At 67.3% G+C, this 25,335-nt stretch carries 24 protein-coding genes; 10 read left to right on the forward strand and 14 right to left on the reverse strand.

The features are described from left to right. Positions 1–56: 56 nt before the first annotated feature. The 5 genes from P0Y59_16670 to P0Y59_16690 form a co-directional block, all read right to left on the reverse strand. Complete coding sequence (locus P0Y59_16670; GenBank protein ID WEK02605.1) at positions 57–248, reverse strand: DUF4169 family protein; 192 nt, start codon at positions 246–248, stop codon at positions 57–59. 320 nt (positions 249–568) lie between these two features. After that, on the reverse strand, positions 569–3,970 hold the full coding sequence (gene smc / locus P0Y59_16675) for a chromosome segregation protein SMC (protein WEJ98567.1): 3,402 nt from the start codon (positions 3,968–3,970) through the stop codon (positions 569–571). 30 nt (positions 3,971–4,000) lie between these two features. Further along, positions 4,001–4,750: a thioredoxin domain-containing protein gene (locus tag P0Y59_16680; protein WEJ98568.1), complete on the reverse strand. Its 750-nt coding sequence runs from the start codon at positions 4,748–4,750 to the stop codon at positions 4,001–4,003. 28 nt (positions 4,751–4,778) lie between these two features. Continuing rightward, entirely contained in the window at positions 4,779–5,456 is a 678-nt protein-coding gene (locus P0Y59_16685) for a thioredoxin domain-containing protein (protein ID WEJ98569.1), read from the reverse strand. 20 nt (positions 5,457–5,476) lie between these two features. Further along, positions 5,477–6,016 carry a DciA family protein gene (locus P0Y59_16690; protein ID WEJ98570.1) on the reverse strand — a complete coding sequence of 180 codons (540 nt, stop codon included), beginning with the start codon at positions 6,014–6,016 and terminating at the stop codon, positions 5,477–5,479. A 26-nt stretch (positions 6,017–6,042) separates the two neighbouring features. Between P0Y59_16690 and P0Y59_16695 the strand changes: the two genes are divergently transcribed. From P0Y59_16695 to nudC, 3 genes are read left to right on the forward strand one after another with little or no spacing between them, the layout of a single operon-like run. Next, on the forward strand, positions 6,043–7,083 hold the full coding sequence (locus P0Y59_16695) for an A/G-specific adenine glycosylase (protein WEJ98571.1): 1,041 nt from the start codon (positions 6,043–6,045) through the stop codon (positions 7,081–7,083). Further along, the gene (locus tag P0Y59_16700; protein WEJ98572.1) at positions 7,080–8,450 is read left to right on the forward strand and encodes a serine hydrolase; all 1,371 of its coding nucleotides are present in this window, start codon (positions 7,080–7,082) and stop codon (positions 8,448–8,450) included. Before P0Y59_16695 ends, P0Y59_16700 begins: the two co-directional genes overlap by 4 nt. Positions 8,451–8,460: 10 nt before the next feature. Continuing rightward, positions 8,461–9,327, forward strand: coding sequence for an NAD(+) diphosphatase (gene nudC, locus P0Y59_16705; GenBank protein ID WEJ98573.1), 867 nt, complete (start codon positions 8,461–8,463; stop codon positions 9,325–9,327). A 109-nt stretch (positions 9,328–9,436) separates the two neighbouring features. Here nudC and P0Y59_16710 read toward each other — a convergent pair whose 3' ends face one another. Continuing rightward, positions 9,437–10,606, reverse strand: coding sequence for an FAD-dependent monooxygenase (locus P0Y59_16710; protein WEJ98574.1), 1,170 nt, complete (start codon positions 10,604–10,606; stop codon positions 9,437–9,439). Between the two features lie 77 nt (positions 10,607–10,683). Between P0Y59_16710 and P0Y59_16715 the strand changes: the two genes are divergently transcribed. Next, on the forward strand, positions 10,684–11,322 hold the full coding sequence (locus tag P0Y59_16715; GenBank protein ID WEJ98575.1) for a helix-turn-helix domain containing protein: 639 nt from the start codon (positions 10,684–10,686) through the stop codon (positions 11,320–11,322). Positions 11,323–11,454: 132 nt separating this feature from the next. On the opposite strand, the gene P0Y59_16720 is transcribed toward P0Y59_16715, so the two are convergent. Beyond that, positions 11,455–12,345 carry a prephenate dehydratase gene (locus P0Y59_16720; protein ID WEJ98576.1) on the reverse strand — a complete coding sequence of 297 codons (891 nt, stop codon included), beginning with the start codon at positions 12,343–12,345 and terminating at the stop codon, positions 11,455–11,457. A 105-nt stretch (positions 12,346–12,450) separates the two neighbouring features. On the opposite strand from P0Y59_16720, the gene P0Y59_16725 reads away from it, so the two are divergent. Then, positions 12,451–13,122, forward strand: coding sequence for a cytochrome c family protein (locus tag P0Y59_16725; protein ID WEJ98577.1), 672 nt, complete (start codon positions 12,451–12,453; stop codon positions 13,120–13,122). 72 nt (positions 13,123–13,194) lie between these two features. Here the strand turns inward: P0Y59_16725 and P0Y59_16730 are convergent, their stop codons facing one another. Further along, positions 13,195–14,073: a TIGR00730 family Rossman fold protein gene (locus tag P0Y59_16730; GenBank protein WEJ98578.1), complete on the reverse strand. Its 879-nt coding sequence runs from the start codon at positions 14,071–14,073 to the stop codon at positions 13,195–13,197. Positions 14,074–14,168: 95 nt separating this feature from the next. Next, positions 14,169–14,810 carry an extensin family protein gene (locus P0Y59_16735; GenBank protein WEJ98579.1) on the reverse strand — a complete coding sequence of 214 codons (642 nt, stop codon included), beginning with the start codon at positions 14,808–14,810 and terminating at the stop codon, positions 14,169–14,171. 325 nt (positions 14,811–15,135) lie between these two features. Here P0Y59_16735 and P0Y59_16740 point away from each other — a divergent pair, with 325 nt between their 5' ends. The 5 genes from P0Y59_16740 to P0Y59_16760 all read left to right on the forward strand — a co-directional run bounded on the left by P0Y59_16740 (position 15,136) and on the right by P0Y59_16760 (position 20,915). Continuing rightward, positions 15,136–16,272: a phosphoserine transaminase gene (locus P0Y59_16740; GenBank protein WEJ98580.1), complete on the forward strand. Its 1,137-nt coding sequence runs from the start codon at positions 15,136–15,138 to the stop codon at positions 16,270–16,272. Between the two features lie 89 nt (positions 16,273–16,361). Next, a complete protein-coding gene (gene serA / locus P0Y59_16745) occupies positions 16,362–17,939 on the forward strand; it encodes a phosphoglycerate dehydrogenase (protein WEJ98581.1) in 1,578 nt (525 codons plus the stop codon). Between the two features lie 90 nt (positions 17,940–18,029). Further along, positions 18,030–18,380: a DUF559 domain-containing protein gene (locus tag P0Y59_16750; GenBank protein WEJ98582.1), complete on the forward strand. Its 351-nt coding sequence runs from the start codon at positions 18,030–18,032 to the stop codon at positions 18,378–18,380. Next, positions 18,377–19,480 (forward strand): ATP phosphoribosyltransferase regulatory subunit, encoded by a 1,104-nt coding sequence (locus tag P0Y59_16755; GenBank protein ID WEJ98583.1) that lies wholly within the window; start codon positions 18,377–18,379, stop codon positions 19,478–19,480. Before P0Y59_16750 ends, P0Y59_16755 begins: the two co-directional genes overlap by 4 nt. 145 nt (positions 19,481–19,625) lie before the next feature. Next, positions 19,626–20,915 (forward strand): adenylosuccinate synthase, encoded by a 1,290-nt coding sequence (locus P0Y59_16760; GenBank protein ID WEJ98584.1) that lies wholly within the window; start codon positions 19,626–19,628, stop codon positions 20,913–20,915. Between the two features lie 160 nt (positions 20,916–21,075). Here P0Y59_16760 and aroC read toward each other — a convergent pair whose 3' ends face one another. Genes aroC through P0Y59_16785 form a run of 5 tightly spaced genes read right to left on the reverse strand, consistent with a single transcriptional unit; the run spans position 21,076 to position 25,332 of the window. Beyond that, on the reverse strand, positions 21,076–22,146 hold the full coding sequence (aroC, locus tag P0Y59_16765) for a chorismate synthase (protein ID WEJ98585.1): 1,071 nt from the start codon (positions 22,144–22,146) through the stop codon (positions 21,076–21,078). Further along, positions 22,143–22,565, reverse strand: coding sequence for an endonuclease domain-containing protein (locus tag P0Y59_16770; GenBank protein ID WEJ98586.1), 423 nt, complete (start codon positions 22,563–22,565; stop codon positions 22,143–22,145). The genes aroC and P0Y59_16770 overlap by 4 nt, the downstream gene beginning before the upstream one ends. A gap of 58 nt (positions 22,566–22,623) precedes the next feature. Continuing rightward, positions 22,624–23,427, reverse strand: coding sequence for an enoyl-ACP reductase FabI (fabI, locus tag P0Y59_16775; GenBank protein WEJ98587.1), 804 nt, complete (start codon positions 23,425–23,427; stop codon positions 22,624–22,626). Then, a complete protein-coding gene (locus P0Y59_16780; GenBank protein WEJ98588.1) occupies positions 23,424–24,392 on the reverse strand; it encodes a YihY/virulence factor BrkB family protein in 969 nt (322 codons plus the stop codon). Before P0Y59_16780 ends, fabI begins: the two co-directional genes overlap by 4 nt. Positions 24,393–24,399: 7 nt before the next feature. Continuing rightward, on the reverse strand, positions 24,400–25,332 hold the full coding sequence (locus tag P0Y59_16785) for a DnaJ C-terminal domain-containing protein (protein WEJ98589.1): 933 nt from the start codon (positions 25,330–25,332) through the stop codon (positions 24,400–24,402). Positions 25,333–25,335: the final 3 nt, after the last annotated feature.

Consider the following 25,335-nt stretch of genomic DNA (forward strand, 5'->3'; position numbering starts at 1 on the left):
CAGCCTTCCTGCACCCCGATATTAGGGCGGGTGGCGCACTAGGCGCGCGCTTGGGGTTAGTCAAGCGAGGGATCGGGGTCGCGCCGGGCGCCGTCGAGCGTGCGGTCGAGCCGTGCCTGCTCGTCCCGGGCCGCCCGCTTGTCCTGGCCAGAGCGGCCGAACTGAAGGCGATTGGCCGAGGCTGCTGCGTCCTTTGCCGCGCGGGCGCGGGCCTTGCGGGCGATGCGGAGGTTGATGATCTCGGCCATGGGTTTGAGATACACGCAAACCCAATGGCCTCACAATTCCTCCCTCGCGCGGCTGCCAGGGGATGCACACATCTCGCGTGAGTGTCTTAAATCCTTCTCCCCCTGTGGGAGTTTTGCCCGACGATCGGCAAAACTGGTGGCCGAGCGCAGCGAGGTCGGATGAGGGGGAGTGAGGTTCGGGACACTGGTCAACGAGTGTCCTCCTTACCCTTCCCGTCGTGAGAGCGATGGGCCCCTTCCCTCTCCCACAAGGGGAGAGGGAGAAAGAAAGCCTTGCGATGTGTGAATCGCTTATCTTCGGGGAGGGGGAGGATTTTGTGTCACGCCGCCGCCAGCAGGTTTTCCGCACCGCCGAGATCGACCGAGACCAGGCGGCTCACGCCCTGCTCGATCATCGTCACGCCGAACAGCCGGTGCATACGGCTCATCGTCACCGCATTGTGGGTGACGATGAGATAGCGGGTCGCGGTTTCCCGCGTCATCGCGTCGAGCAGGTCGCAGAAACGCTCGATATTGGCGTCGTCGAGCGGCGCGTCGACTTCGTCGAGCACGCAGATCGGCGCCGGATTGGTGAGGAACAGGCCGAAGATCAGCGCGACGGCGGTCAGCGCCTGCTCTCCGCCCGACAACAGGGTGAGCGACTGGAGCTTCTTGCCCGGCGGCTGCGCCATGATCTCAAGCCCCGCCTCAAGCGGATCGTCCGAATCGATCAGTTCGAGATGCGCCTGGCCGCCGTTGAACAGGGTCGTGAACAGCCGGCGGAAATGCCCGTCGACCGCCTCGAACGCGGCGAGCAGGCGCTGGCGCCCCTCGCGGTTCAGCGTGCCGATCGACCCGCGCAGCCGGTTGACCGCGAGACCCAGTTCCTCCCGCTCAGTAGCGTTACCGACGCTCGCCGCTTCGAGTTCGGCCAGCTCGGTCTCGGCGACGAGATTGACCGGCCCGATACGCTCCCGATCGACCAGCAACTTGTCGTGCGTCGTGGATTCCTCCTGCGGCGGGCCGACCTTGTCGGCCTCGAAACCGACCCGCTCGGGCAACAGCACCGAGGGGCACTGGAAGCGCTCGCCCGACAAACGGTTCATCTCAAGCCGCCGGGCCTCCTGATTCTCCGCCCGTGCCGCGGCACCCGCCCTGGCCTCGCGCGCTTCGGCGAGGGTCTCGCTCGCCGCCCGGGCAGCTTCCTCCGTGAGGCGCAGCGCGACCTCGGCCTCGCGCTCGGCCACCATCGCTGTCTCCGCCTCGGCGCGGGCGGTGCCATGGGCGGCCTCTAGCGCCGCGATCTCGGCGGCGAGCACGGCCGGCTTCCCGGCAAGGTCAGCCGCTTCCTGCGCCAGATCGGCCTCGCGCTTGTCCATCTCGGCGATTCGCCGCGCCGCCTCGCCCGCGCGGTTCTTCCAGCCCTTGCTCTCGGCCGTACCAGCGGCAAGCCGCTCCCGATCCTGCCCGATCGCGCGATCGAGCGCCGTCCGCTCGGCGCGGGCGGTGGCGACCGTGATACGCCTGGCCTCAGCCTCGGACGATAGCACCGCAACCCGTTCGCGCGTGGCGCTGCCGTCAGGGAGCGCTGCCTTGACCTCGACGGCGCGCGCGACCTCACCCTGCGCTTCTTCATGCTCCGCGACGATGCGCTGTCGACGGGTATCGAGATCGGCACGCTGCGCCTCGATCCGCTCGATCTGGGCAGCGGCGCGATCCTCGGCGCGCGCCGCATCGCGGGCATTGGCCTCGGCGCCTTCGAGCAGGCGGCGGGCATCGACCGCGGCGCGGCGCGCCTCGGCGATCGCTTCGTCGATCCGCGTAAGCTCGGCATCGCACGCATCGACCGCGCGGACCGCCGCCGGCCGCGCCGCCTCGATCGCGCGCAACCGGTTCATCCGTTCGAGCCGTGCAGCCGCCTCCGCGCCGCCCGATTTCGCGACATAGCCGTCCCAGCGGCGAAGCAGGCCAGCGGTGGTGACCAGACGCTGGCCGACGGCGAGGGGCTGACCAGCATCGCTGTCGGCAACGAAGATCTGCGCCAGCCGACGCGCAAGCGCCACCGGCGCCGTGACATGCGCCGCCAGCGCGACCGTGCCCGAAGGACCGGAAGGATCGCCCGGCGCGGGCGCGGCGCCGGCCCAGTAACGCTCGGCAGTGGCATCGAGCCCTGCTTCGAGATCGTCTCCCAAGGCGGCCGCCAGCGCGCGTTCATACCCCGGATCGGCGCGAAGCTGGTCGAGCAGGCGATCCTTGCCGTCACGCCGCGTGGCCTTGGCCAGAGCCGCCGCCTCGCTGTCAAGCGCGCTCAGCTCCGCATGGGCGCCGGCCCGCGCCGACTGCGCCCGGTCGCGCGATCCGATCGCCTCACGCTCGCTCGCGTCGGCCCGGGCGAGCGCGGTGCGCGCCGATTCGGCATGGCGGAGCGCCTGCGCGCGCGCCTCGGCCGCCTTGTTCTTCTCCGCGACAAGCGGCGCCGGATCACCAAGGGCTTTCGCCTCGGCCGTCACCCGCCCCAGATCGCGCTCGCTTCGGTCGGCGCGCGTGCGCGCGGCGGCCAGCGCCGCCTCGGCCACCCGCGCGTCAGCCGCCTCGCTTGCCTGGGCAGCCAGCGCCTGGGCCAAAGCGACCTCCGCATCGCGGGCTGCGCGCTCAGCCTCGGCAAGCGCTGCGTCGAGCTGCGGCGACCGCGCCGCCGCGCCGGCGATGCGCGCCTCAAGCTCCTTCGCTTCATCGGCAAGCCGCGCGATCGCCTCCGCCGCGTCGCTGGCGAGCGAGCCTTCCCGTACCCGGTCCTCGGTCAGGCGCGCGCGACTGTCGGCAAGATCGGACAAGCGCCGTTCGGTCGCGGCAAGCTCGGTGCGGAGCGTCGCAAGCCGATGCCCGGCCTCGCTGGCCCGGTCCCGCGCTGCCTGCGCCCCGGCGCGGGCAGCCGCCAGCTTCTCGGTCGCTTCGGCCTGATAGGCGGCCGCCGCACGCTGCGCCTCGGCAGCCTCGGCGACGCGGGTCTCGGCCGCCGCCGCCTCGGCCTTCGCAGTGTCGGCCGCGGTCGACGCCTCGCGCCAGCGGGCGAAGATCATGCGCGCCTCCGCCACCCGGATCTGGTCTGACAACAGGCGATAGCGCTCGGCCTGGCGCGCCTGGCGCTTCAGCGCGGCAGCGCGCGCGTCCTGGTCGGCGATCACCTCGTCGAGCCGGGTCAGGTTCGCCTCGGTCGCGCGGAGCTTCTGCTCGGCATCCTTGCGGCGGACATGAAGGCCGGCGATCCCCGCCGCTTCCTCAAGCATCGCCCGGCGCTCGGCCGGCTTGGCGGCGATCACCGCGCTGATCCGGCCCTGGCTGACCAGGGCCGGACTGTGCGCGCCGGTCGCCGCATCGGCGAACAGCAGGGCGACATCCTTGGCGCGCACGTCGCGTCCGTCGATCCGGTAGGCCGAGCCGGCCCCGCGCTCGATCCGGCGGACGACCTCGGTCTCCTCCCCGGTGATCTCGGTCAGGATAGAGACCTCGGCGAAATCGCGCGCAGGGCGAGTCGAGGTGCCGGCGAAGATGACGTCATCCATGCCGGCGCCGCGCAGCGACCGGGCCGAGGTTTCGCCCATCGTCCAGCGCAGCGCCTCCAGAAGGTTGGACTTGCCACAGCCATTGGGGCCGACGATACCGGTCAGCCCCGGTTCGATGCGCAGATCCGCCGGGTCGACGAAGCTCTTGAAGCCCGTGAGCCTGAGCCGTTTGATCTGCACCCGGCGGTTACCCCCTGCCCCGCCCCGCCGTTACAGCGCGCCCGCTGTCTTCAGCGCGGGCTGGAGCGATTTCCAGTCAGCCACATTCGGCACTACATCGCCATTGACGATGAAGGTCGGCGTGCCCTGGATCTTGAATTGCTGGTTCGCCGCGTCCGTGTTCTTCGCGATCTCCTCGAGCATCTTCGGGTCGGCGAGACACTGACGCGCCTTGGCGTCGGGCACGCCGCGCTGCTTCACGAAATCGATATAGCCGTAGAATTGCGCGAGATAGGTCACGATCTGGGCCGGCGGGGCGTTCTGCAGCCGGGCCTGGTCCGCCTCGGGAATCTTCTCCGTCTTGCCGATCAGCTGCTGCTGCGAGAGCATCATCTGCTCGAGCATCGGGAAGAATTGCGCCGGCTCGACGCAGTGGCCAAGCAACATCGGGCCGATATCGGCCTCGGCATGGATCGGGTAATCGCGGAATTCATAGGACAGCTTGCCCGACGCGATCGGGCCGCTCTTCAGCGCGGGGAAACCCTCAGCATCGAAGGCGGCGCAATGCGGGCAGGTGCGCGAGCCATATTCGATCAGCTTCACCGCCGCATTGGGATTGCCCATGCGATAGCCGCCCTCGGGCGTCTTGGAGACGGTGTCGACCCAGCTCTTGCCCGCGGGCGCCGCGACGGTCGCGGCCGGAGCGGCCGCAGGCACGGTGCTGTTGCCACCGGTACCGCCCGAGCCGCAGCCAGCGAGGATCAGGGCCGGCAGAGCGGCATAAGCGATGCGGAATCTCATTGGTCTCTCCGTGTTGAAATTACTTGAATCACTTGGCACCGGCCGCGCGGAGGCTCTTTTCCAGCACCGCCCATTCAGTGGTCTCGATCGTCTTGCCATTGAGCTCGAATGCCGGCGTACCCTTGATCTTCGCCCAGGCGCCATCGGCATTCTTCACCACCACCGCCAGTTCGGCTGGATCGTTAAGGCAGGCCTCGATCGCCGCATCGTTCATTCCCCGGCCGCGCATGATGTCGCTCAGGCCCGATCCGTCGGCCATCGCGCGAAGCTGCGCCGGCTGGGGATAGGCAGCGATTCGCGCGCCATTGACCGATTCGAAGCGGCCACCGCGCGTCACCCAGTCCTCCTGGACCGCGAAGATCGCATCGGTGGTGGCGAAAAACCCCTTCGGGCCGGTGCACCGCGCGAGCAGGGCGGCCGTGAGATCGAGCTTGTCGCGGATAGCATTGCGCAGTTCGACGCTGGTCGAGCCGGAACGCACCATCTGCCCGCGCAGCACGTCCCGCGATTCCGACAGGAAGTGGCCGCAATGCGGGCAGGTGTAGCTGATATATTCGACCAGCTTCACCTTCGCCCTGGGATTGCCGATGACATAGCTGCCGTTCGGCGCCTTGCTCACGGTCGTGCTCCAGTCGTGGCCCTGGGCCGTGGCGATCGAGCCGAACCCGACGAGCGCAAGCAGGGCAGGCAACAGATAGCGCATCATTCCCCCATCGATCCTTCCGTTCATTCTTCCGCCTGCCCGATCACCGGCGGGCCGCGCGTCGCCGCGACGCCCGCCGCCAGCGCCTCAAGCACCGCCTTCAATTCAGGGTCGGCGATGGTGCGCAGGCTTGCGCCGAGCTCGACCGGCACCGGTCGGAGCGAAGGCGGCGCTGCGCGCGGGCGCGGCGGCGCGACGTCCCCCTGGCGGATGTTCACCCGGGCTATGGCGCCATAGCCGAAGAAGCGGTTGACCCGCTCGACGATCTCAGGCGCGATATGCTGCATCATCGTCGCATGGGCGCCGCGCACCACCAGGTTGAGCGTGCCGCCGGTGCGCTCGCCCTGCGGAAACTTGATCGATTCGGGCGCAGATACCCCGGCATAGCGAGTGCCGACGATCTCGGGCCAGCGGCTGACGATCGCACTCTGCACGAAACCGAATTTGCGAAAAGCGGCGCGGCCGATATCGGGCAGGAGCTCCGAAACGGCGCGCGCGCGGCCGCCGCGCGGTTTTTCCGCCTTGGGCTCCGGCCTGGGAGCGGGCACGCCACGCTTGCTCATTGTCACGTCCATGCCATAGCGATGCCGTGCCCGCCAAGCTCCCTTCCGACATCGCCGGCTCGCTGCTCGACTGGTATGACCGCCATGCCCGCGATCTGCCGTGGCGCAGCCCGCCCGGCGCACCGCCGGCCGAACCGTATCGGGTATGGCTGTCGGAGATCATGCTTCAGCAGACGACGGTCGCGACGGTACGGCCGCGCTTCGAGGAATTCGTCGCGCGCTGGCCCGATGTCGAGTCGCTCGCACGGGCAAGCGACGCCGATCTGATGGCCGCCTGGGCCGGGCTCGGCTATTATGCCCGGGCGCGGAACCTGATCGCCTGCGCGCGCGCGGTCGTCGCGGGGGGCGGGCGTTTTCCCGGGACCGAGCAAGGCCTGCGTTGCCTGCCCGGTGTCGGCGCCTATACCGCCGCGGCGATCGCCGCGATCGCCTTCGGGGAACGCGCGGTGGTGGTCGACGCCAATGTCGCGCGAGTCGTCGCCCGGCTGTTCGCGATTCCGGAACCGCTTCCGGCCGCGATGCCCGCCATCCGTGCGGCGACCGACTCGATCACTCCCGACGCCCGCGCTGGCGATTTCGCCCAGGCGATGATGGATCTCGGCTCGGCGATCTGCACGCCGCGCAATCCGAGCTGCCTGCTCTGCCCGCTCGCCGCCACATGCCGGGCCTTCGCGACGGGCGATCCGGAGCGCTTTCCGGACAAGAAGGCCAAGGCGACCAAGCCGCAGCGCTACGGCACGATCTTCTGGGCCGAGCGGGAGGGCCAGGTGCTGCTGGTGCGGCGGCCGCCCAAGGGATTGCTCGGCGGGATGCGCGCGCTGCCGACCGGGCCATGGGTCGCGGCACCGCCAGGTCTCGACGATCAGCCGCTGGCCGCCGACTGGACGATGCTCGACGAGACGGTCGTCCATGTCTTCACGCATTTCCGGCTTGAACTCGCGCTTGCGGTCGGGCGGGCCGAGGCGCATTCGAATGCCGGCGAGTGGTGGCCGGCAACCGATATCGAGTCGGCGGGGCTGCCGACGGTCTTCGCCAAGGCGGCGGCTGCGATCAGGAGAGCGGAATGAGATTTCGGGCATTGGCATCGGGAAGCGCACTCATCGCATTGCTGGCCGGCGGCGCGCTTGCCTACGCCACGGCACCGCAGGCGCAACTCGCCGCTCCGGCCAGCCAGCCAGCCCTGCCCGCCACCCAGGCATTGTTCGATTCCTATGTCGCGACCAACAAGATGCCCGGCATCGTCGGCGCGTTCGGCAGTGGCGACCTGCCCACAATATTCGTCAGTGCCGGGCGCATCGCCGACGATCCGACCGCTGCCGCCGCAGGACCGGACAGCCTGTGGCGCGTCTATTCGATGACCAAGCCGGTCACCGGCATGGCAGCGATGATCCTGGTCGAGGAAGGCAAGATCAAGCTCGACCAGCCGATCAGCGATTTCATCCCCGCCTTCAAGAACATGCGAGTCCAGATCAGCCCGGATTCGCTTGAAACACGGGCGGCGGCACGGCCGATCACGGTCCGCAACCTGCTGACCCATACCGCCGGGCTCGGCTACAGCATCGTCACCAAGGGGCCGCTGCTCGCCGAATATAACCGGCTCGGGCTCACCCCCGGCGCGATCAACGCTCAGCTTGAGCTTCTGGCGCGCATGACCAGGCCGCCGACGCTCGAGGCATTCGCCAATCGCGTCGCCGAAGCGCCGCTGATCGCCGACCCGGGGACGAAATGGAGCTATTCGATCGGGCTCGACGTGATGGGTCGGGTGATCGAGGTGGCGAGCGGCATGCCCTTCGACGCCTTCGTGCAGAAGCGGATCTTCGACCCGCTCAAGATGAGGTCGAGCTACTGGACGGTGCCGCGCGGCGAGATCGGGCGGTTCGCCACCAACTATGCCTTCCAGCGCGAGGCGACAGTCCAGCTCGCCGCTGGCCAGCCGGTCGACGTGTCGAAGATCGACGAGAAGGCCCGCGCGCCGATCGATCCCGCCGCGACATCGGCCTGGCTGTCGCCCCCGAGCTTTCCCTATGGCGGCGCCGGCCTGGTGATGTCGGCGCGCGACTATGACCGGTTCCTCCACGCGTTGCAGGATGGCGGAACGCTCGACGGCGTTCGCGTGATGAAGCCGGAGACGGCCGCGCTGATGATGTCCAACCTGCTGCCACCCGGCGTCACCTATACCCAGACGCAGGTCGGTGCCGGCCCTGGACCGAAAACCGGCTTCGGCGCGGGTGGATCGGTCTATCTCGAAGACAAGCCGGGCGGACCGTCCAAGGGCACCTATGGCTGGGGCGGCGCCGCCGGGACGGCCGCCTGGGTCGACCCCGCGCGGCACCGCCGCGGGGCGATCATGGTCAATTATTTCCCGGGCGACAAATGGCCGATTCGCGAAGAAACCGTGACCGCGTTGATGAGCGATATCGCCCGCTACAAGTGAGTTCCCCCTTATGATCGCACCAGGTTTTACCGGCGGCATGCTCGACCGGGCCGATCCGCTTCGCCAGGATCCGGAAGCGCTCGCCGCGGCGATGAGCGACTGGCGCGCGCGGCTGCTCGTGTTGGAGAATTTCGAACCCGAGCTGGATGGCGAAGGCAGGCTCGTCTGGACCACCCTGGCCGACGCGCCGGAAGGATCGGACCTGCTGCTGCTCGGGCTCGACAACGGCAAGCCCTGCTTCGCCGCGCTGACACCCGGCATGCAGCCGCCGACCGGCCGGCCGATGCGGATGTTCGGCCTGCTCGACCGCTTCGCGCCGGGCGAGGCGGCCACCTATGCCGGCGCACGCAGCCTGCTCGACTGGCATACGCGGCATCGCTTCTGCGCCAATTGCAGTGCGGGGACCGAAATCCATCGCGCGGGCTGGGGCAGGAAGTGCCCCCAGTGCCATGCCGAGCATTTCCCGCGCGTCGAACCGGTGGTGATCATGATCGCCGAACATGACGGCCGCGCGCTGCTGGGCCGCCAGCCTGCCTGGCCGCCGGGACGCTATTCGGCACTGGCCGGGTTTCTTGAACTTGGCGAATCGATCGAGGAAGCGGTCGCGCGCGAGATCAAGGAAGAGGCTGGCGTCGAAGTCACCGATGTCCGCTATATCGCAAGCCAGCCCTGGCCCTTCCCGTCCTCGCTGATGATCGCCTGCATCGGCATGGCGAAGGACGATGCGCTGACGATCGACAAGCACGAGCTTGAGGACGCGATCTGGGTATCGCGCGAGGAGGTGCGCGCCGTGCTGCGCGGCGAGCCGGGCCGATTCCTCCCGCCCCCACCCTATGCCATCGCCTTCACCCTCCTGACGGAATGGGCGAACTCCTGAGAGTCATTTTTCAGCTTCGCTGAATCGGCGCCAGCCCGCGCGTCGGAGAAAGAACCATCCCGCAGAAAAGACCGTTGATCGGGACAGGCCCTCCTGGGCGTCGAGCGGCCTACAAGGCCAGCGTGCCCTCGCGCAGCTGGTGATCGCGCTCCGCAAGCTCGGCATCGCTGGATGGGAACAGCAACGCCATGCCGTCGCTGGCAGCTTTCTCCTGGACTGCCTCGACGAACGGGCGCAGCTTGTCGTGATACTCCCGGAAGGCCGTGGCGTGATTGGTGCCATGGCGCTGCAGGGCATCCGCTACCCGCCCGGCGCCGATGATCGCCATCGAGCCGCCCATGCCGGCGACCGGCGATACGCAATATCCCGCATCCCCCACCAGCGCGACCCGACCGTTCGACCATACCGGCATCCTGATCTGGTTCACCTTGTCGAAATAGAAGTCGTCATCGGCGTCCACATGCTCGAGCATGGCCGGGACCTTCCAGCCGAGGCCGTCGAAATGGTCATGAATCATCCGACGCTGCTGCGCCCGATCGCGATGGTCATAGTCGACCTCCCCATCGGCACGGAAGGCGAAGGCAATGTCGGTCTGGTCCTCATAACCGTTCAACATCGCCGTTCGGCCGGGCACGCTGAAGATCTGCGTCAGGTTGGCGGGCAGCAAATCCGTGGTCGGCACGACCTTGATGTAGAAATAGCCTCCCATGAAATAGGAGAAATCCTCGCCGGGGCCAAAGGCCAGTCGCCTGGTGTTCGACCGCATGCCATCGCACCCGAACACCAGCGCATAATTGGCTCGCGCCCCATCACGGAACGTCACCGCCACGCCGTCCGGCATCTCCTCAAGCTGAGCGATCGATTGCTCGAACAGGATTTCGACCGCGCCCTCGACTGAAGCAAACAGAATCGCCAACAGATCGTCACGGTGGATCTCGTATCGCTCGTCCGCGGCGGCGGCCGCGTCGGGATAGCCGTCAAATGTCCCAACCGTGGCGTCGCCGGCATCCTTGAACTCGAGCCCGCGCGGGGGAAGCGCCTTGGCGCGGACCGCATCGATCATTCCCATCCGGGTGAGCACGTCGATCGTCTCCCCTTCGATGTCGACGGGCGTTCCGCCTTTGCGAAGGCCGCTTGCGACCTCCACGACAGTCACTCGGTACCCGAGCCTGTTCATCCAATAGGCAGTGGCGAGGCCGGCAAAGCTTGCGCCGCTGACCAGCACGGCGGCGCCAGCCGGGTGGACGGGTCGCTCGACGGGATATTGCTGCTCGGTCATAAGGCCCTTGGTGCGCTGTTGCGCTATAGATAGATGCAGTATTTATATATACTGAGTATAGGATACAACAAGGCCTGATGGACACGACGCCCGACCGACGGACCCGAAAGCGGATGGCCACCCGCCAGAGCATATCGGACACGGCGACCCGCCTGTTTCTCGAGCGAGGCTTCGACCGGGTGACGGTCGATGAGATCGCCGAGGCAGCCGACGTCGGACGGATGACCGTCTTCAATCACTTCCCGCGCAAGGAGGATATGTTCTTCGACCGGGAACAGGAGATACAGGATGTCGCTTTCGCAGCCGTGCGCATGCGTGACACCGGCGTCACGCCGATCGATGCCTTGGGGTTTCTCGCGCACCACCTCATCGAGCAGGAAGATTCGCTCATCCCGCTGTTTGAGGGAGCGTACAGGTTCGTCGAAACCGTGCTGGCCAGCGAAGCGCTGAAAGCGCGGGCGCGACAAATGCGGGACGACTTCACCAACGCGCTGGCGGCGGTTCTTGCCGAAGCCGTTGGCTCGCCAACGGACGACCCGCATGCCCACCTCGCCGCGGGACTTATCGCATCAACCTGGAGCGTGGCCTTTACGGAAGCGCAGAAGATATTCGATCGCACCCGGGACGAGGGCGAAGCACGGCGCAGCTTCCTCCGGCTGATCGACCGGGGAATCGCCGGTACCGCAGCCGCGCTGGCGGGCACGGCCTACGCCTGATCCAGCGGGCCCGGCGTTCGCTGGATTCCCGAGCGCCTCGACGATGATGGTTGGGGAAAAGCCGGCCGACAGGAAACGACCACTTCCCGTCTCCGACACATCGCCATCCGCCCGTAACGGCTCGGACGAAACCTATCCGCGCGCGCGGGCCTGGCGATAGGTTCCCAGCACCCGCACCCATTTCGAATGGAAGCCAAGTTCGGCGATCGCGTTGTCGAGACGGGGGTCGCCCGGCTTGCCCTCGACATCGGCGTAGAATTCGGTCGCGGCGAAGGTGCCGCCGCGCTGATAGCTTTCCAGCTTCGTCATGTTGACGCCGTTGGTCGCGAAGCCGCCCATCGCCTTGTACAGCGCCGCGGGCACGTTCTTCACCTCGAAGATCAGCGTCGTCATGAACGGACCGTCGCCGACCGGTGCAAGAGCGGCGCGCGCCAGCACCAGGAAGCGCGTGGTATTGTGGTCGGCATCGGCGATGCCGTCGCACAGGATATCCAGTCCGTAGATCGGCGCCGCCATGGGAGGGGCCAGGGCGGCGACCTTCGGATCGCCGATCTCGGCGACCAGCGCGGCGGCGCCGGCCGTGTCGGGATAGGCGACCGGCAGGATATTGCGCTCGCGCAGCCAGTGGCGGCACTGGCCGAGTGCCTGGGGATGGCTCGTCGCCTCGCGCACGCCCTCGATCGGGCCCGATCCCATCAGCGCATAATGGATCGGCAGGAAATGCTCGCCGGTGATCACCAGCCCCGATTCGGGCAGCAGGAAATGCATGTCGGCGACACGGCCGTGCAGTGAATTCTCGATCGGGATGATCGCGCAATCGGCACGCCCTTCCCGTACCGCGTCGATCGCGTCGGCGAAGTCGAAACAGGGCAAGGGCAGGCAATCCGGGAAAGCCTGGAGCGCCGCGATATGCGAATTGGCGCCGGGCGCGCCCTGGAAGGCGACGGCGCGTTCCGGGTGAGCGGCGGCTTCCTCGATCATGCGTGCGACGATCGGTCGTGCTGGGGCTGCGAAATTTTCCATGGAGCGGCGCGCTTACCGGGGCGTTTGTTCCCGCACAAGCGTGGCTTGCGGTGGCGCTCCACCGAATCTAAAGGGAGCCGACTTTCCGACAGGGGCAACTGGGCAATGGACAATCGGACGAACACGATCGCGGGCTGGGTGCTCGGCGCATGCGGCGTGGCGCTGGGGCTTTCGATCGTGGGCGGAATGGTGTTCCAGCCCCATCATTCCGAGAAGATGGGATATCCGATCGAGGGTGTCGCTGAAGAGGGTGCTGGCGGCGGCGCGGCCGACGTGCCGATCGCGACGCTGATGGCGACGGCCGATCCCGCCAAGGGCGCCGACGTGTTCAAGAAATGCGCTGCCTGCCACACCATCAACCAGGGTGGCCCGAACGGCATCGGCCCGAATCTCTACGCCACGCTGGGCGAGGGTATCGCCGAGGGCAAGGGCGGCTTCGCCTTCTCCGACGCGCTCAAGGCGAAGGGCGGCAAGTGGGATTTCGAGGCGATGAGCCACTGGCTGACCAGCCCCCGCGCCTTTGCCAGCGGCACCAAGATGACCTTTGCCGGCCTTGGCAATCCGCAGGACCGCGCGAACGTGATCGCCTATCTGAACCAGCAGGGCTCGAACCTGCCGCTTCCGGCAGCACCCGCCGCGGGCGCGGCCCCGGCAGCAGCCGAGGGTGCCGCCAAAGCGGCCGCGCCAGCAGCGAATGCGTCGGAAGGCGCGGCACCGGCAGCCGGTGCGCCGTCGCTCGATCCAGCCGCCGCGGCAAAGGCAGAAAAGAAGAAGTAATCGCAAGCCCCGGCGAACGCCGGGCCCGGACATAAAAAGGGCCGCGCCTTCCGGCGCGGCCCTTTTTTCATGTCATTCGGCGAGCCGGTCCGGATCGTCGCGATAGAAATCCTGCACGACCTGCCAGGCTTCTTCAGCCGTCTCGACGAAGGTGAAGATGTTGAGGTCGCGTGCGGAGACGACGCCTTCCTCGACCAGCGCCTCGAAATTGACCACCCGGTTCCAGAAGTCGCGGCCGAACAGCAGCACCGGGATCGGCTTGATCTTGCCGGTCTGGATCAGCGTCAGCAGCTCGAACAGCTCGTCGAAGGTGCCGAAGCCGCCCGGAAAGGCAGCCAGCGCGCGCGCATGAAGCAGGAAGTGCATCTTCCGCAGCGCGAAATAATGGAACTGGAAGCTCAGCGAGGGCGTGACATAGGGGTTCGGCGCCTGCTCGTGCGGCAGGACGATGTTGAGGCCGATCGTCTCGTACCCCGCCTCGGCCGCGCCGCGATTCGCCGCCTCCATGATCGAGGGGCCGCCGCCCGAGCACACGACGAAGTGCCGCTTGCCGGCCTCGTCGCGCGGGAAGGCGCTGGCAAGCTGGGCCAGTTCATAGGCCACATCGTAATATTTCGACTTGGCGACCAGGCTTTTGGCGATGCGGATCGCCTCCTCGCCCTGGGCGAGCTCAAGCAGCGCCTGCGCCTTGGCCGGCTCGGGAATGCGCGCCGAGCCATACATCACGAAGGTAGAGGCGATATTCGCCTCGTCGAGCAGCAATTGCGGCTTCAGCAGTTCGAGCTGGAAGCGGACCGGGCGAAGATCCTCGCGCAGCAGGAAATCCATGTCCTGGAAGGCGAGGCGATAGGCCGGGTTTTCGGTCTGGGGGGTGCTGATCCCGGCATTGGCGGTCTCGGCGTCCTGGCGAGCGCGCGGGAAGACCCGCGACGGTACGTGTGTCTCTGTCATTGGACCAGCCTCTAGCGGAAAAACCCGTCAATATGAAGGCGGCCCCGGCTGCCGCCTTTTTGAGCCGCCAGCGGTTCCGCCCGGCTCGAAGGCGCTCAGCGGCAGAAACGCGCGTGATCGTCCTCCAGATGCAGGTGGTTGGCGTGCCCCGCATTATAGTCGGGACTCAGCACCGTGCCGAAGCGCTTGCAGGCCGAAGCATGGATCGTCTGCAGAAATTCGCGCACATCGGCATCGCCCGATCGCCAGCCGTCGAGCACGGTGATCCGCCTGCCGTCCGCCAGCACGAAGCCGGAGATATCGACCGCATTGGCGATGGCATGCCCCGACAGCCGGTTGCCCGCCGTCGCCGAGCCGATCACGTTGCGGCAGGCATAGGTACCGAAGCTTTCGACCCGGACGAGATCGCTGCCGAGAATCTGGCGCGCGGCCGGCGCGACCGCATGGCGCGTCCAGGCGACGAACGTCCTGGCCAGCCCGCAGCGCATGCCCTTTAGGTTGGTCACCGGCACGCCGATGTCGATGAGCTGGACCGACCCGGTCACCTGGCACCCGCCGCCATAGTCGCGGTCAGGCAGCGGGCTGTAGCGCACCTGCTCGCGCGACAGATCGGCGAAACAGGCCTGGGTGTCGCGTGAGGTGGGCAGGTTGAGCGTCACCGGCTTCGCCCCGACCGGCCGGGGCGGCGGACGATCGTCACCGCGCCCGCACGCCGCGAGCAGCAGGGCCAGTGCCATTGTCGCCGCGATGTGCTGCGGCCGGCGGGGGACCCCGGCTTTGGAGGCCGTCTCTCGATCCCGGGGGAGTCGGCGGAATATCTCAAGCACCATATCAACAACCCCAGCATCGCCGCCAGGAGGCTTATCGCTCCCGCCGCCGAAGGCAATGTGGCCTGGGCCAGGATACGACAGGACGATGCCGATATGTGTCGCGGCAAAGCGCATCGCCCTTTTCCGCCGCGTCGCAGCAGAAAGCACATTGACGCGGCAGCGCAGATCGCTAGGGCCGTCGACGGGCCACGCGGTCCCAACGCCGCGCGTGCTCTCTGTAAGGAGAGACTATATGACTGAGTTACCTGCGCCTCCGGCGACGAAGCCGACGCGTCCTTATTTTTCTTCCGGTCCCTGCGCCAAGCCGCCGGGCTGGACCCCCGAAAAGCTCCAGACTCAAGTGCTCGGCCGGTCGCACCGCTCGAAGCTCGGCAAGACGCGCCTGCAATACGCGATCGACCTGATGCGCGAGATGCTTCAGTTGCCAGACACCCATCGCATCGGCATCGTCCCCGGCTCCGACACCGGCGCGTTCGAGATGGCGATGTGGACCATGCTTGGCGCGAAGCCGGTGACGGCGCTTGCCTGGGAGAGCTTCGGTGAGGGTTGGGTCACCGATGCGGTCAAGCAGCTCGGCCTCGATCCGACGATACTGCGCGCCGATTACGGCAAGCTTCCCGATCTGAACCAGGTCGACTGGTCGAACGACGTGCTGTTCACCTGGAACGGCACCACCTCGGGCGTGCGCGTGCCGAACGGCGACTGGATTCCGGACGACCGCGAGGGCCTGAGCTTCGCCGATTCGACCAGCGCGGTGTTCGCCTACGACCTGCCCTGGGACAAGATCGATGTCGCGACCTTCTCCTGGCAGAAGGTGCTTGGCGGCGAAGGCGGCCACGGCGTGCTGATCCTCGGCCCGCGCGCGGTCGAGCGGCTTGAAAGCTACACGCCGGCATGGCCGTTGCCCAAGGTGTTCCGCCTTGTCTCGAAGGGCAAGCTGACCGAGGGCGTCTTCAAGGGCGAGACGATCAACACCCCGTCGATGCTCGCCGTCGAGGACGCGATCTTCGCGCTCGAATGGGCGAAGGATCTTGGCGGACTGAAGGGCCTGATCGCGCGCAGCGACGCCAATGCGGCGGCACTCGACCGGATCGTCGCCGATCGCCCCTGGCTCGGCCATCTCGCGCTCGACGAGGCCTCGCGGTCGAAGACCAGCGTGTGCCTGACGGTCGAGGGCGCCGACGAAGCGCTGATCAAGAAGCTCGCCGGCCTGCTCGAAGCCGAGCATGCCGCCTATGACATTGCGGGCTACCGCGATGCCCCGGCGGGCCTGCGCATCTGGTGCGGCGCGACCGTCGACACCGCCGATATCGAGGCGCTCGGCCCCTGGCTCGACTGGGCCTACGCCTCGGTCACCGTCGCCGCCTGACATCCTTGGGTTCCCGCGAAGGCGGGAACCCAGCCGGGGCTCCCGCCTTCGCGGGAGCACAACATCCCACGATCATGAAAGGCATCACCATGCCCAAAGTCCTCATTTCCGACAAAATGGATCCCAAGGCAGCCCAGATCTTCCGCGAGCGCGGCGTCGAGGTCGACGAGATCACCGGCAAGACCCCCGACGAGTTGAAGGCGATCATCGGCCAGTATGACGGCCTCGCCATTCGCAGCTCGACCAAGGTGACCAGGGACATCCTGGCGCACGCCACCAACCTGAAGGTCGTCGGCCGCGCCGGCATCGGCGTCGACAATGTCGATATCCCCGCCGCCTCGGCGCAGGGCGTGGTCGTCATGAACACACCGTTCGGCAACTCGATCACCACCGCCGAGCATGCCATCGCGCTGATGTTCGCGCTCGCCCGCCAGCTGCCCGAAGCCGATGCCTCGACCCAGGCCGGCAAGTGGGAGAAGAATCGCTTCATGGGCGTCGAGCTGACCAGCAAGACGCTTGGCCTGATCGGCGCCGGCAATATCGGCTCGATCGTCGCTGACCGCGCGCGCGGCCTCAAGATGAAGGTCGTCGCGTTCGATCCGTTCCTCACGCCCGAGCGCGCGATCGAAATGGGCGTCGAGAAGGTCACGCTTGAGGACCTGCTGGCCCGTGCCGACTTCATCACGCTGCACACGCCGCTGACCGACCAGACCCGCAACATCCTGTCCGCCGAGAATCTGGCAAAGACGAAGAAGGGCGTGCGCATCATCAACTGCGCGCGCGGCGGGCTGATCGACGAGGCGGCGCTGAAGGCCGGGCTCGATTCGGGTCATATCGCGGGCGCGGCGCTCGACGTGTTCGTCGAGGAGCCGGCGAAGGATTCGCCGCTGTTCGGCACGCCCAACTTCGTCTCCACCCCGCATCTCGGCGCCTCCACGTCGGAAGCGCAGGTCAATGTCGCGATCCAGGTCGCCGAGCAGATGGCCGATTATCTCGTCTCGGGCGGCGTGACCAACGCGCTCAACGTGCCGAGCCTGTCGGCCGAGGAAGCACCGAAGCTGAAGCCGTACATGGCGCTGGCCGAGAAGCTTGGCAGCCTGATCGGCCAGCTCGCGCACGGCGCGCTTTCCGGCATCGCGATCGAGGTCGAGGGCGCGGCCGCATCGCTCAACCAGAAGCCGATCACCAGCGCGGTGCTCGCCGGGCTGATGCGGGTGCACACCGACACGGTGAACATGGTCAACGCCCCGTATCTCGCCAAGGAGCGCGGCATCGACGTGCGCGAGGTGCGCCATGACCGCGAAGGCGATTATCACACGCTGCTGCGCGTGACGGTAAAGACCGATGCCGGCGACCGCTCGGTCGCGGGCACGCTGTTCGGCGACGCCGCCCCGCGCCTGGTCGAACTGTTCGGCATCAAGGTCGAGGCCGATCTGGTCGGGCACATGCTGTACGTGGTCAACGAGGACGCGCCCGGCTTCATCGGCCGGCTCGGCTCGCTGCTCGGCGAGGAAGGCGTGAACATCGGCACCTTCCATCTCGGCCGCCGTTCGGCTGGCGGCGAGGCGGTGCTGCTGCTCTCGGTCGACGAGGCGGTGACGCAGGAGCTCATCGCCAAGGTCCGCGCGCTGGCCGGCGTGAAGACCGTGATGGGGCTGTCGTTCTGAGTTACTTAAGCCCTCTCCCCTCCGGGGAGAGGGTTTGGGAGAGGGGCAGTGCCGCGAACAAGTGAGGCGATGCGTAACTGCGCAAAACAAATGCGCAGCGAGCAGACGCATCCTGAAGCGCGCCTCTGGTACCATCTCCGCGCCAAGCGCTTGAACGACATCAAGTTTACCCGGCAGGTGATCATAGGCCCCTATATCGCCGACTTCGTCGCGCGATCGCACAAGCTGATCGTAGAGGTTGACGGGGACACGCATGGAGACGACGGGGAGCACGACACGCGGCGGACTGCGTGGCTGGAACAACAAGGCTATCGAGTGATCCGATTCGCGAATGCAGAAGTGATGGGAAACGAGGAGGCTGTGCTTTCAGCCATTCTCGCTGCGCTTCATACTGCCCCTCTCCCCGGCCCTCTCCCCGCAAGCGGGGAGAGGGAGAAGTGAGTAGTCTCCTCCCCGAAGGTTTCCGCGACCGGCTGCCGCCGTTCGGCGACGCCGCCGCACGCCTTGAGGCAGCAGTGCTCGGGGCGGCCTATGCGCATGGCTATGAGCGCACCGACCCGGCGCTTGCCGAGTTCGAGGCTGGGCTGGCCGGCCGGCTGAAAGCCGCGCGCGCGCAGGACGCCGTGCGCTTCGTCGATCCCGTATCGCAGGCGACGCTCGCGATCCGGCCCGACATGACCGCGCAGATCGGCCGTATCGCCGCGACACGCATGGGGCATCATCCGCGCCCGGTGCGCCTGTCCTATGCCGGCCCGGTGCTGAAGCTCCGCGCCTCGCAGCTCAGCCCCGAACGCGAGTTGCGCCAGATCGGCTGCGAGCTGATCGGACTCGACACCGTCGCCGCGGCGCAGGAGATCGTCGGTGTCGCGGTCGAGGCGCTGGAGGCTGCCGGGGTGCGTGGCGTTTCGATCGATTTCACCTTGCCGGACCTGGTCTCGATCCTTGCCGCGGGCCCGCTGCCCCTCGATCCTGCCTTGATCGAGCCGCTCCGCGACCGGCTCGACGCCAAGGATGCCGGCGGCGTGGCGGAAATCGCCCCCGCCTATCTCCCGCTGATCGAGTCAGCCGGCCCGTTCGACGCGGCGCATGACCGGCTCTGCGCCTTCGATGTCGGCGGGGCGCTGCGCTCGCGACTCGACGGGCTGTGGCAGATCGCCTCGGGCCTCAAGGGCCGCACCGCGCTGACGCTCGACCCGACCGAGCGCCACGGCTTCGAATATCAGACCTGGCTCGGCTTCTCAATCTTCGCCGACGGCGTGCGCGGCGAAATCGGGCGGGGCGGCAGCTACACCATCGTCCATGAGGATGGCAGCGAGGAAGCCGCGACCGGCTTCTCGCTCTATGTCGACGCGATCGTCGCGGCCGGCCTGGCCGATGTGGATCGCCGGCGCCTGTTCGTGCCGATGGATACCGACCCGGCCCTCGCTGCCGCGATGCGCGCGCAGGGCTGGGTCACCGTCGCAGCGCTCGAGGCGGGCGATACGCCCGAAGCGCAGCTCTGCACGCATATTTTGGTGGAGGGGACGACCCGGCCGCTCTAACACCCACCCGTTCGTCCTGAGTGCCATTGAGCTTGTCGACATGGCGTATCGAAGGACAAGCGTCGCATGCTCCAACTGTCCTTCGATACGGGTCTTCGACTTCGCTCAGCCCCTACTCAGGACGAACGGAAGATAAGGAAGAGTTTTGGCAAACGTTGCGGTTATCGGCGCCCAATGGGGCGATGAGGGCAAGGGCAAGATCGTCGACTGGCTCGCCGAGCGCGCCGACATGGTCGTGCGGTTCCAGGGCGGGCACAATGCCGGCCATACGCTCGTCGTCGGCGAGAAGGTCTATAAGCTGTCGCTGCTGCCCTCGGGCATCGTGCGCGGCACGCCGTCGGTGATCGGCAACGGCGTCGTGCTCGATCCCTGGGCGCTCAAGGCCGAGGTGGAGAAGCTCACGGCGCAGGGCGTGTCGATCAGCCCGGATACGCTGATGATCGCCGACAATTGCGCGCTGATCCTGCCGTTCCACCGCGACCTCGATTCGCTGCGCGAGGATGCAAGCGGCGCGGGCAAGATCGGCACCACGCGCCGTGGCATCGGCCCGGCCTATGAGGACAAGGTCGGCCGCCGCGCGATCCGGGTGTGCGACCTCGCCCATCTCGATGCGCTCGATTCGCAGCTCGACCGGCTGACCGCGCATCACGATGCGCTGCGCGCCGGCTTCGGCGAGCCGCCGATCGACCGCGCCGCGCTGGTCGAGGAACTGCGCGCGATCGCCGATTTCGTGCTGTCCTTCGCCAGGCCAGCCTGGCGCGACCTGAACGAAGCGCGCGCCCGCGGCCGGCGCATCCTGTTCGAGGGCGCGCAGGGCGTGCTGCTCGATGTCGACCACGGCACCTATCCCTTCGTCACCTCGTCCAACACCATCGCCGGCACGGCGGCGGGCGGATCGGGGCTTGGCCCGAGCGCGGTCGGCTTCGTGCTCGGCATCGCCAAGGCCTATACGACGCGCGTCGGCTCAGGCCCTTTCCCGACCGAGCTCGAGAACGAAACCGGCGAGCGGCTGGGCGAGCGCGGGCATGAGTTCGGCACCGTGACCGGGCGCAAGCGCCGCTGCGGCTGGTTCGATTCGGTGCTGGTGCGGCAATCCGCCGCGGTCGGCGGAATCACCGGCATCGCGCTGACCAAGATCGACGTACTCGACGGCTTCGACGAGGTGAAGATCTGCACCGGCTACAGGCTGCGCGGCGAGACGCTCGACTATTTCCCCTCGCATGCCGCCGATCAGGCTGCGGTCGAGCCGGTCTATGAGACGATGCCGGGCTGGCAGGAATCGACCGCCGGCGCACGGAGCTGGGCCGACCTGCCCGCGCAGGCGATCAAATATATCCGCCGCATCGAGGAGCTGATCCGCTGCCCGGTGGCGCTGGTGTCGACCAGCCCCGAGCGCGAGGACACCATCCTGGTCCGCGACCCCTTCGCTGATTGAGTCGAAGGCGCGGACTATCGGTCAGCGGGTTTGCCCGTCACCCCGGACTTGTTCCGGGGTCCACCGTGCCGCCGACCAGGCGCCGGTGAATTTGCGGAACAGTGAATGCCGGAACGAGTCCGGCATGACGGTGTAGTCGAGTCGAGAAATCGACTCCCGATCAGCGCCCGGTCTGGGCCCGGTGAAGCAGCTTCTGGTCGGCCAGGACCAGCGCGACCATCGCCTCGACCACCGGCACGCCGCGGATTCCGACGCAGGGATCGTGGCGCCCCCTGGTCATGATCTCGGTCGCCTCGCCGGTGCGGGTGATCGTCTCCACCGGCGTCAGGATCGAGCTGGTCGGCTTGAACGCGACACGGACTCGAACCGGTTGACCGGTCGCGATCCCGCCCGCGATGCCGCCGGCATGGTTGGCGAGGAATTCGGGACCGTCCGCGCCGGGGCGCATCGCATCGGCATTGTCCTCGCCGCGCAGCGCCGCTGCGTCGAAGCCGTCGCCGATCTCGACCCCCTTCACCGCGTTGATGCTCATGCAGGCCGAGGCGAGCTCGGCGTCGAGCTTGGCATAGAGCGGCGCGCCCCAGCCGGCCGGCACGCCGGTCGCCTCGCACGCGATCACCGCGCCCAGCGAGGAGCCAGCCTTGCGCGCGCCGTCGACCAATGCCTCCCAGCGCATTGCCGCGTCGGCATCGGGGCAGAAAAAGGGATTGGCGTCGATCTGGTCGGGATCGAAATTGGCCGGATCGATCCGGTCGCCGCCGATCGCCTCGACCCAGGCGCGTATCCGCACCTCGGGGATCACCAGCCGCGCCACCGCGCCCGCCGCGACCCGTGACGCCGTCTCGCGCGCCGAGGAACGCCCGCCCCCGCGATAGTCGCGAAAGCCGTATTTGGCGTCATAGGCATAATCGGCATGGCCCGGGCGATAGGCCAGCGCGACCTCCGAATAGTCCTTGGAGCGCTGGTCGACATTCTCGATCATCAGGCTGATCGGCGTGCCGGTCGTCCTGCCCTCGAACACGCCGGAGAGGATGCGGACCTGGTCCGGCTCCTGCCGCTGCGTGGTGAAGCGCGAGGTGCCGGGGCGGCGCTTGTCGAGGAAGGGCTGGATATCCTCCTCGGCCAGGGCCAGCCCCGGCGGACACCCGTCGACCACCGCGCCGATGGCGGGGCCGTGCGATTCCCCCCAGGTGGTGAACCGGAAGACATGACCGAAACTGTTGAAGCTCACTTACCCTCTCCCTGAAGGGGAGAGGGAGGGACCCGCCGCGAAGCGGTGGGAGGGTGAGGGGCTGGCGTCCGCGCCGCTTCCCCGATCGTCGCCACGACACCTTCGATATTCTGCATCACGTCATTGTTCCAGAACCGCCGTACCCGATAGCCTTCGGCCTCTATTAGCCCCGTCCGCCGCGCGCCATAGGCCCGTGCGTCGGGATCGACATGGGTTTCGCCGTCGACTTCGACGATCAATCGGGCTTCCGCGCAAAAGAAATCCACGATGAAGGTGCCGAGCCAGACCTGTCGCCGAAATTTCAGACCAGCGACCTGCCTGCCACGAAGATGCTGCCAAAGCCGCTTTTCCGGCTCAGTCGGCTCGCGCCGCAATTGCCGTTGGCGCTCCAGCGCTTCTTCGCCCGGTGGCCGCTTCATCCCCTCACCCTCCCATGCTTCGCATGGGTCCCTCCCTCTCCCCTTCAGGGAGAGGGAACTAAACCAAAGCGATATCCGGCGCGTCTTCCGCCTTCATGCCGATCGCGTGATAGCCGGCATCGACATGGTGCACCTCGCCCGTCACGCCGCTCGCCAGGTCGCTGAGCAGATAGAGGCCGGCGCCGCCGACATCCTCGATCGTCACGTTGCGCTTCAGCGGCGAGTTCAGCTCGTTCCACTTCAGGATCAGGCGGAAATCGCCGATGCCCGAGGCGGCGAGCGTCTTGATCGGGCCGGCCGAGATCGCGTTGACCCGGATATTGTCGCGCCCGAGATCGACCGCGAGATACTGCACGCTGGTCTCGAGCGCTGCCTTGGCCACGCCCATGACGTTATAATGCGGGATGACCTTTTCCGCGCCATAATAGCTGAGCGTCAGCAGCGAGCCGCCGTTCGTCATCATCGCCGCCGCGCGCTGCGCCACCGCGACGAAGCTGTAGACCGAGATGTTCATGGTCGTCAGGAAATTGTCGAGGCTGGTGTCCATGAAGCGGCCGCGCAGCTCGTTCTTGTCGGAAAAGCCGATCGCATGGACGACGAAGTCGATCGTCGGCCAGTCCTTCGCCAGATCGGCAAAGGCATTGTCGAGCGCTGTCATGTCGGAGACGTCGCAATCGATCAGACGCGTCGAGCCGAGCTGCTCGGCGAGCGGCCTGACGCGCTTCTCGAGCGCTTCACCCTGATACGAAAAGGCGAGCTCAGCGCCTGCTTCGCTGAGCTTCTTGGCGATTCCCCAGGCGAGCGACCGATCATTGGCCAGACCCATGATCAATCCGCGCTTGCCCTGCATCAATCCCGTCACGCTGCTGCCGCCTCCTCTTTGTTGCTGCCGCTGAGGTCCTCTACTCCCTCATCATCGGATTCCGCCAGTGCTGCGTTCAATTCGGCGCCAACGACCAGCCCGAGCCCGACGAAGAAGAAGAAGATCAGCGCGATCATCACGCCGGCCAGACTGCCATAGGTCAGGTCGTAGCTCCCTAGCCTGCCCAGGATGACGGGAAGCAACGCCGTCACCAGCAGCCACCAGGCCGCAGTGAACAGCGCGCCGGGCCATTTGGGGCATTTGCTCTCACGATACTGGCGCGGGGTGAGCGAATAGAACACCATGTAGAGCGCCGCGAACAGCGCAAGGCCCGGCGCGAGCCGGCTGAACGACACGACCGTCGCCGCGTCCGCCGCGAAGGGCAGCACGCGCACGATGAACTGCTCGACCGCGAGCAGCATGATCTGGAAGCTGAAGGCAACGAGGATCAGGATCATCGCGGTCAGGATCAGCCCGATCGACCAGAGGCGATATTGCCAGAAGGGTCGGATCGACTTCACCCCATAAGCGCGGCGCAGGATGTCGCGAATCGTCTCGATGAAGCTTGCCGTGGTCCACAGGCCGACGATCGCACCGAACCAGAGGAGCGAGCCCGAGCGCGCGGTCAGCACGTCGGTGATCGGCGTCTGAAGCACCTGCGCGACGCCCGGCGGCACGGTGCGCAGGAACGCCTCGACCGCATGGAGCCCCTCGCCGGTCTGCCCGAACAGCCGCGCGACCGCCGCCGCGACGATGAAGAAGGGAAACAGCGTCAGCAGCGAGAGATAGGCAAGGTTGCCGGCATGGACGAAACCGTCGGTATAGACACCGACCACGACGCGCTTCAGCACCTCGCGCGCGTAGCTCCCAGGCCGCACGAACGCCATGCGCCGGTTCAGCTTCGTCTGCCCCTCACCCGGCCTTTTGCGGCGCTCCTCGGGCGATTGGGGCGAAACTTCCTGCATCGGGCGATTAAACGCCCATATGGCCGCGGGGGTTGCCCTTGTCCCGGTCCTTCCATCCCTGGACGAACTCGGTCAGCGCGGCGTCGTCGGCCGGCACATCGATCATCAGGGTGACGAGCTGGTCGCCCCGCGCGCCACCCTTCTTGTGGAAGCCGCGCCCGCGCAGGCGGAGCACCTTGCCCGAGGTCGAGCCGGCCGGGATGGTCAGCATCACCGCGCCCTCTACCGTCGGCACGCGCACCGATGCGCCAAGTACTGCCTCGGACAGCGTGACCGGCAGGTCGAGCCTGACGTCGTCACCCTCGCGCGCGAAGAAGCGATGCGGCTGGACGGTGATCGTAACCATCCCGTCGCCGGCGCCGCCCGGCCCGGGCTGGCCCTTGCCGGCGAGGCGCATCTGCGCACCGCTTTCCAGGCCGGCAGGCAGCTTGAGGTCGATCGTCTTGCCGTCGGCCAGGGTGATGCGCTGCGGGCTGAGCGTCGCTGCATCAGTGAAGGAAACGTTGAGCTTGTAAGCGACATTGGCGCCCTTGGGCTGGGGCTTGCGCCCGAAGCCGCCGAAACCGCTGGCGAAGCCGCCGCCGCCCCGCCCGCCGAACATGCCCTCGAAGATGTCGCTGATATCGGGCCCATCCGCCTCGAACGACGACCCGCCGCCGCCCGGGCCGGGACGGAAGCCGCCCTGGCCGCCCCCGCCAAAGCCGAAGGGCGATGCGGGGTTGCCGTCGCCGTCGATCTCGCCGCGATCGAACCGGGCGCGCTTGTCCTTGTCCGTCAGCAGGTCATACGCATTGGTGACCTGGCTGAACCGTTCGGTCGCCTGCTTGTTGTCCTTGTTGCGATCGGGATGCAGCTCCTTTGCGAGCTTCCGATACGCCTTCTTGATGTCGGCCTCGCTGGCGGTGCGCTGCACGCCCAGCGTAGCATATGGATCGGCCACTTT

The sequence above is a fragment of the Candidatus Sphingomonas phytovorans genome (genome assembly GCA_029202385.1).
GTDB classification, from domain to species: Bacteria; Pseudomonadota; Alphaproteobacteria; order Sphingomonadales; family Sphingomonadaceae; genus Sphingomonas; species Sphingomonas phytovorans.